Below are 234 nucleotides of genomic sequence, written 5' to 3'. Positions count from 1 at the left end.
CAAGGCCAAAGTATCGCTGACCGCGCTTAAGCGCATGGAGTCGGCGATAGGAATGCGCGTGTTCGAAAGCACCAGCGATCAGATACGCAGGGCGCTCGAAGCCGAAGGCATTGTCTTCATAAATTCGGGGCGCAACGAAGGAGTGATGATTGTCGATGGGCAGGAATCTGCGAAACGTGGCTAGCTTTGATTGCCGTCGTCTTACTGGCGCCGCAGAGACCTTTTTTTGCGTCA

The 234-nt window shown here is 54.7% G+C and carries 1 protein-coding gene; it reads left to right on the top strand.

Going from position 1 to position 234, the window contains the following annotated elements:
* Window positions 1-184, top strand: a 184-nt coding sequence (locus HBA93_RS23725; RefSeq protein WP_221724845.1) for an XRE family transcriptional regulator, incomplete at its 5' end; no start/stop codon positions are given.
* Window positions 185-234 lie beyond the last annotated feature (50 nt).

This window comes from Ochrobactrum sp. SFR4, from assembly GCF_019730395.1.
GTDB lineage: Bacteria > Pseudomonadota > Alphaproteobacteria > Rhizobiales > Rhizobiaceae > Pseudochrobactrum.
This window is presented reverse-complemented; position numbering and strand designations above follow the sequence as displayed.